General features: G+C 46.3%; 5 protein-coding genes. 2 read left to right on the forward strand and 3 right to left on the reverse strand.

Features of this window, described 5'->3' with window-relative positions; all coding sequences use genetic code 11:
* The first annotated feature begins 27 nt into the window (after positions 1-27).
* Positions 28-258, forward strand: coding sequence for an antitoxin TumA (gene tumA, locus ACLFWI_RS23460; RefSeq protein ID WP_446414934.1), 231 nt, complete (start codon positions 28-30; stop codon positions 256-258).
* 249 nt (positions 259-507) lie between these two features.
* Here the strand turns inward: tumA and ACLFWI_RS23465 are convergent, their stop codons facing one another.
* The 3 genes from ACLFWI_RS23465 to ACLFWI_RS23475 form a co-directional block, all read right to left on the reverse strand.
* The gene (locus tag ACLFWI_RS23465; RefSeq protein WP_446414935.1) at positions 508-1,620 is read right to left on the reverse strand and encodes a M12 family metallopeptidase; all 1,113 of its coding nucleotides are present in this window, start codon (positions 1,618-1,620) and stop codon (positions 508-510) included.
* A 548-nt stretch (positions 1,621-2,168) separates the two neighbouring features.
* Positions 2,169-3,158, reverse strand: coding sequence for an adenosine kinase (locus tag ACLFWI_RS23470; RefSeq protein ID WP_446414936.1), 990 nt, complete (start codon positions 3,156-3,158; stop codon positions 2,169-2,171).
* A 131-nt stretch (positions 3,159-3,289) separates the two neighbouring features.
* Complete coding sequence (locus tag ACLFWI_RS23475) at positions 3,290-3,916, reverse strand: DUF2459 domain-containing protein (protein ID WP_446414937.1); 627 nt, start codon at positions 3,914-3,916, stop codon at positions 3,290-3,292.
* A gap of 447 nt (positions 3,917-4,363) precedes the next feature.
* Between ACLFWI_RS23475 and ACLFWI_RS23480 the strand changes: the two genes are divergently transcribed.
* A complete protein-coding gene (locus ACLFWI_RS23480) occupies positions 4,364-7,042 on the forward strand; it encodes a cation-translocating P-type ATPase (protein ID WP_446414938.1) in 2,679 nt (892 codons plus the stop codon).
* Positions 7,043-7,099 lie beyond the last annotated feature (57 nt).

Here is a 7,099-nt window from a genome sequence, read left to right on the forward strand (position 1 = left end):
AAGAGATAGAATGAGTTAGGAGGGGGAATGCAAAAAGAACGAGTGCAATATACGTCGCCTTTAGATGCACTGATAGCCGTAGCCAAGCGACTTAGTTTGTATGAAAATCAGCAAAATATGAAATCTGAGGATTTTTTTGATCGCTATAGCAAAGGTCAACTCTCAGATGAGGCAGTTTTTATTGAGTGGGCGAATACTTATCGCCATTACTTAGGGTTACGCCGGGACTTAGAAAAGCAGTTGCAAAATGTTGCATAAAGTTCTGGTAAACTATCTAGAAAATGTAGAACAAACACTTATAGCGAACGAGAGCTTTCCTAAAAGGCAATTATAATTATTTCCTAATAATATATAATATAGGTATATCGTCCTTGAAATAGTTCAACCCCCACTAAATTCCAGCGAATATAGTGGGGGAAAAGGTTTAAGTTAAAACGTATTTCAATTGGTTATTCCCTGTTCCCTTCCTTGGTAGTGGTAGGTATCTCAATCTAAATGCCTAACAGTTTACCACATCATCACAGCGGTTTCTCCCGCGCGATCGCTATAGTAGAGGCGGATACGTAATACATATCGACGCCCTCGAAATAACCTGACCTTAATCTCAGCATTATAGTCTTCGCCACTATCGTCGTCTCCGGTAAGATAACGAAGTTCACCATTGACCTCTTCAAACAGAACCATCACCGTGTCTGAAGTGCCAAAGGTGCTAATCGTATAGGATCGTGTCGCATCAGGTTCGATACGGAAGTTCATCTGTTCCCCAGGTGTGAGGGTTAAGGGAACCGATTGAAAGGGTTTTAGTTCGGTGTAATCCTTCTCTTCTAAGAGTGGGTAAAACTGCTTGACCCAAGTTTTATCCCGTTCTGATAACCCAGGTGCTGGAGTTAAACCATTCCGATATTTTGGTGGTGCTTGAATTAAACCTGCGCCAAAGGGATAGTGCATAATTGAGTTGGGGTCCCAGCTTGACCCTTGTACCGTATCCGGGTTAATTTTGCGAATGATATTGTAATAGGTGGTTTCCCGATCCCAGTTATTCGGAGGTGCTGCGAGTTCGGCGTAAACGGCTTGTTCATCCCAAACAATACCAGCATTAGGGTTTTGGTGTTCGTGAGGAAATCCTAGAGTATGACCAATTTCATGGACAGCGGTGTCAATTTCTCCAGGATAGCGGGTTAAATCCCAACCAAAATTCATTGTCCGCTCATCCCGCCCAATATTGAGAACATCTCTGCCAACATAAGACCAAGCGCCATCTGTGCGCTGGAAGCCAATCCGGATTTCTGCCTCGTCTGGTGAGTTTACTTCCTTGAATTCCAGCCCAATACCCACCTGCTTCCAGACATCAAAGGCTTTACGGACAACATTTTTTTCGGTTTCAGTCGTTGTCCAATAGGTTGGCTGATCGAAGAAATAGTAATGTAAGATTGTGCCGTTCACCCATTTCTTATCCAGAAATTGGATCAGATTGGCACGATTGCGATCTACAATCCTTGACAAGTCACGCGGCGCAACTTTAGGGAGTGAGCAATAGGAATAGTTTCCGCCTTTGTCAGAAGATAGGGATGCCGTTGATTGCGCTTGTTCATTCAACGGGTTGGGATTTGATTGAACCATCAGAGTTCTCCTAATTTAATAATTTGTCATTTGTCATTTGTCATTTGTCATTCGTAGGATTTACGCAAAGGTTCTATATGTAGGGTGTGTTAGCGTAGCGTAACGCACCATTGCCACGATAGTTGGCGTAGCTGCGTAAGTCCTGATTCGTCAAGTCGGGGCGGGTTTAGTTGCATCTGGGTGTAACCAAAAAGATAGTAGTGAAACCCGCCCCTACATAATCATTACAGGTGTAGTTTTTTTATTTTAGGGTAGGGACAAGACAAGGATGACAAGGAAGGAAAGAAGACAAGGAGAAAAAACCGTACAGAATTGGGTTCGGTCAAGCTAACTGTAAAAAGCCGAAACGTCCTATTTTTCATTAAAACTTTTCCTTGTCTACGGTCGCTGAGCGAAGTCGAAGTGATGGTCATTCTGTCTTCTAAGTCTTACCTGAACCCCAATCTTAAAGAAACCTACCCTTGTGAGCCTACATAATCTCCCCCATCTCCCAGACGTGCCATGGCACGTCTCTACAAGCTTTTCCTATTCAGCTTTCTGCCGTACAATTACCCAACCAATAGAGAACGAGTATCTTGGGTGTCCATGCGGGGACCGAAACTCGTCACCAACTTTGCCGCCGCTTTGGAACCTAATTGACCAGCTTGAGCATAACTCATACCATGAGTCAGTCCGTAAAGAACCGCGCCAGCATACATATCTCCGGCGCCAACGGTGTCAACTGCTTTAACAGGTACTGGCTCAATCTCGATTATCTCTTGTCCATCAAAGATTACTGATCCTTTCGGTCCACGGGTAATCGCAAACCCTTTAGCTAACCCTTTCAAGTAATCAACAGCAACCGCAAGATCCTCATTGTCCGCCATGGTTAGGGCTTCGCTTTCATTGGCAAAGAGGAAATCCACGCCTGAACCGATGATTTCCAGTAATCCATCTTTAAAGAACTTCACCATATTCAGGTCAGACAGGGATAAGGCGATTTTTTGACCTGCGGCTTTGGCAAGATCTCTGGCTTGAATCGCCGCCGCTTTACTGGCAGCACCTGTTACCAAATACCCTTCAATATAGGTATATTTGGACTGTGCGATCGCGTCGGGTACTAATTCTGCTTCTGAGAAGCTAGCGGAAATTCCCAGGAACGTATTCATGGTGCGATCGGCATCTGGCGTGACAAACACCAAGCATTTACCTGTAATTCCAGCTTCTGGGGCATGGTATTGTAGGTTAGTCTCTACATTAAAGCGGAGCAGATCCTCCAGGTAAACCTGTCCGTCTTCATCATTGGCGACTTTACAAGAATAGAAGGCTTTACCCCCAAATTGGCTCAGGGCAATCATTGTATTTGCTGCCGATCCCCCACCGCCGCGCTTTATTGACTGACCCTCTAAGCGTTTCAGGATCTTGTACTGATGATCTTCTTCAATTAAAGTCATCACCCCTTTATCAATGTTCAGTTCCTGGAGTAGCTCTGGGGGAACTTCTAATTCAATGTCCAGGAGGGCATTACCGAGACCATATACATCGTATTGTTGAGTCATGCTCCTATTTAGTCTAACTGCTATCCTATATTGCCATCCTTTATCCGCAAAGTGTGAGTATGAACCGGATTTGATATCACATCTGCCTGGATCACCCTCTGCCACACTCAAGAATGAGCTTACTATTCCTTTTAATTTTCTGAGTGCTTTACCTGAAAATTGGGCCAAGTTACAAAGCCCTCAACTTGACAGTCTAACTCTTCCAACCAGTTAACCAACTCATGATTGCTGTTGTGGAATACGGTATAGTCTTGGTCATCCTGGACAAAAGCTACGTTATTACGCGGATTTACAATGCGCGTGTCGATGTTTTGGTTGAAGCGTTCATTCAATGATTCCAATAACTGTGCAGCTTGGGTTCCTGCTACCTCAAAACTCAATAGGGTATCCTGCCAGTCAGAACCAAGTTCTTGCTGAAGTTCAGTAATATCGTTCGCTCTTTTTCTGCCGAGGGTGCCGGAGGTGGGCATTAGCAGTGCAGCTAGTCCATCGCTTAAATCTTGCTGATTTAGGGCAAAATAATGCCAATCTCCATAAGTATATTGGAGCAATCCACCCTGGCGATCGGGCAGGATGAGGCGTGAATGATAACCGTAATCAATGACATAAACAGTGGTGGGATTAGCTGGGTCAGTTGGGGGGATGATCAACGTAGGAGAACGAATTAAAGCAAAGCCAATAAAGACCAAAGTTAAGACAGACAAAATCACGATTGCCGTATAGCGCGAAAAAGTACGGTTTTGCCTGAACAAGTTCATGAGTCAGAGGTAGAGAAGTTTGCGGGGTTCGGAATTGAGTTCATTTGCATCAAGCGTTTGAGTCATTGTTACTGAGTTTAACCAGCCAAAGAAACTATAAATCCCTTTTACATCAATACGTTAAGGTTACTGAATCGGTTGAAAACTGATTGACAAGCCAACAAAATCTCAAGATAGAAAAGTCGGCGCTAGAGCCGTTCTATCTCAAAAATGAGGTGAATCTTCCTTCAAAAGGAGGATTCTTTGGCATAACTCTCTAGTATATAACCCTAATAGGGTAATCCTGTGGTGCGATCGCGCTGACATCTAACCCTTTAGCACAATCCTCAAATTGGACAAGGGCAATACAAATTATGGCTGATCAGCCTTGCCCACCCTACAATAAATCAGCAAACCCACAACCGTTACCCCATCTAAGTTACAAGGTTAATCACAATCAAACCAATTATGGCGGATCTTCCCAACAAACCGTGGACAATTTCATCAGCAGAGCTATTTAAGAAACTGGATGTTTCTGAGGATGACGGACTCTCTGACGCCGAGGTACAGCAGCGACGGGAACAATATGGCGCGAACCGCCTCAAAGAAGCCCAGCGTAGAGGACCCTTACAAATCCTGATCGAACAGTTCAAAAGTCTGGTGATTGGGATTCTCGCCATTGCCGCGATTCTATCCTTTGCCTTTGCTCAGTGGATTGAGGGGATTGCCATTGTTTTTGCCATCTTAATTAACGCCGCCATTGGCTTTTTCATGGAATATCAAGCTGTGCGTTCCATGGAAGCCTTGCAAAGCCTGAGTAGCACTAAAGCCAAAGTGCGCCGCCAAGGACAGATGCAGGAGATTGACGCGGAAGAGTTGGTACCCGGAGACATGGTACTCCTAGAAAGCGGAGATCTGGTTCCGGCAGATATGCGGCTGACAGAAACTTCCAAAATGCAGGTGAATGAGTCTTCTCTCACAGGGGAATCCGTTCCAGTCAGCAAAACCACAGAACCCATAGAAGGGGATGTGGAACTTGCCGATCGCACCAATATGCTGTTCAAAGGAACAGCCCTAACTCGTGGTTCCGGGGAAGGGGTAGTGGTAGCCACAGGAATGCAGTCGGAGTTGGGTCACATTTCTGAGTTAGCCCAAGAAGCCAAAACCGAGGAACGCACCCCCCTAGAAAAACGGCTGAATCAACTGGGACGTCGTTTGATTTGGGTCACTCTAGTTATTGTCGCCCTGATTGCCATTTCCGGCATTATCGTGGGCAAAGATATTCGCCTGATGGTGGAAACGTCTGTCGCCCTAGCTGTCGCCGCAATTCCCGAAGGACTGCCAATTGTGGCAACGATTGCCCTAGCGCGAGGAATGTGGCGCATGGCGAAGCGGAACGCCCTAATTAATAAACTGGCGGCGGTGGAAACTCTAGGGGCGACTAGCGTTATTTGTACCGATAAAACCGGAACCTTAACCGAAAACCGGATGACGGTGAGTCATATCGTACTCGACTCCGGTGATGTTGAAATTAGTGGTGAGGGATTAGAACCTGAAGGAGAATTCAGCCAAGACGATGAAACCCTGAAACCCTTAGAGCATGACATTCTCCGCCCCGCCTTAGAAGTTGGTGTTTTATGTAATAATGCAGCATTACAACCGGAGGACTCTAATGAAAGTCGAGTTGTCGGTGATCCGATGGAAGTGGCGCTGCTGATTGCTGGGGCAAAAGCTGGACTTGAACGCGAAAAATTATTAGAAGATATGCCGGAAGTGCGGGAAGAGGCATTTGATCCCGACAATAAAATGATGGCAACCCTGCACAAAAGCAATGGTGATTATCGCTTTGCCGTCAAAGGCGCACCGGAATCTGTCCTAGAGGTGTGTAACCGTATCTTAACCCCAGAGGGGGAAAAAGAACTTCGCGATCGCGATTCCTGGAAGCAACGCAGTAATGACTTAGCCGCCCAAGGGTTACGGATTCTGGCATTGGCACAAAAAAGGGTGGATAGTGAAGAGGCTAACCCTTACGAAAACCTGACGTTTTTAGGTGTTGTTGGCTTACTTGATCCCCCCCGCCAAGAGGTACGGGCGGCAATAGATGAATGTCAAGATGCGGGAATTCGGGTGATTATGGTGACAGGGGATCAACCCGTCACCGCCCGGAATATTGGTTTCGCTGTGGGCTTAACCGATGATGAACAAGCGGATGTGGTGCAGGGGAAAGACTTAAAAAGTCCCGATGAATCCTCTGCTGAGGAACGTGAACGCTTAGTCAAAACCCCGATTTTTGCCCGGGTATCTCCCGAACAAAAGTTAAACCTGATTGCCTTGCACCAAGACACCGGGGCAATTGTGGCAATGACAGGGGATGGGGTGAATGACGCCCCCGCCCTGCAAAAAGCGGATATTGGTGTCGCCATGGGACAACGAGGTACCCAGGTGGCAAAAGAGGCGGCGGATATGGTGCTGCAAGATGATGCCTTTTCCTCCATTGTTGCGGCGGTGGAACAGGGGAGAGCGATTTTTAATAATATTCGTAAGTTCACGGTTTATCTGCTATCGGGGAATGTCGGTCAAATTATGGCAGTCACCGCCACCTCGTTAGTTAATGCGCCCTTACCTATCTTGCCCCTACAAATCTTATATCTAAATATCATTAATGATGTCTTCCCCGCCCTGGCGCTGGGTGTGGGTGAAGGATCTCCCACCCTGATGGAACAACCGCCTCGTGACCCCAAAGAGTCGATTATAGCTAGGCGTCACTGGTTTGCGATCGCGGGATATGGTTTAATCATAGCTGCCCCGGTTCTGGGTTCCTTTTACCTGGCATTCAACTGGTTAGGATTGGAAAAAAATCAAGCGGTTACTATTTCCTTTATGACTATTGCCTTTTCCCGATTGTGGCACGTCTTCAATATGCGCGATCGCGGATCAGGTGTACTGGTTAACGAAGTCACCCGGAATAAGTACGTCTGGGGCGCCCTCATCCTGTGTACTGGATTACTCGCCATTGCCATTTATCTACCCATCCTCTCCGATATCCTGCAAACTCATCCACCTAGCCTACAGGGTTGGTTACTCATCCTGGGAATGAGTTTAGTTCCCTTAGTCATTGGGCAAATTGCCAAATTAATCGCGGAGTAGGGGTTTGGTTCCCAAACCCAGTTTGGTTCCCAAACCCAGTTTGGTTCCCAAACCCAG

The sequence above is a fragment of the Coleofasciculus sp. genome (assembly GCF_046539235.1).
Lineage (GTDB): Bacteria > Cyanobacteriota > Cyanobacteriia > Cyanobacteriales > Coleofasciculaceae > Coleofasciculus.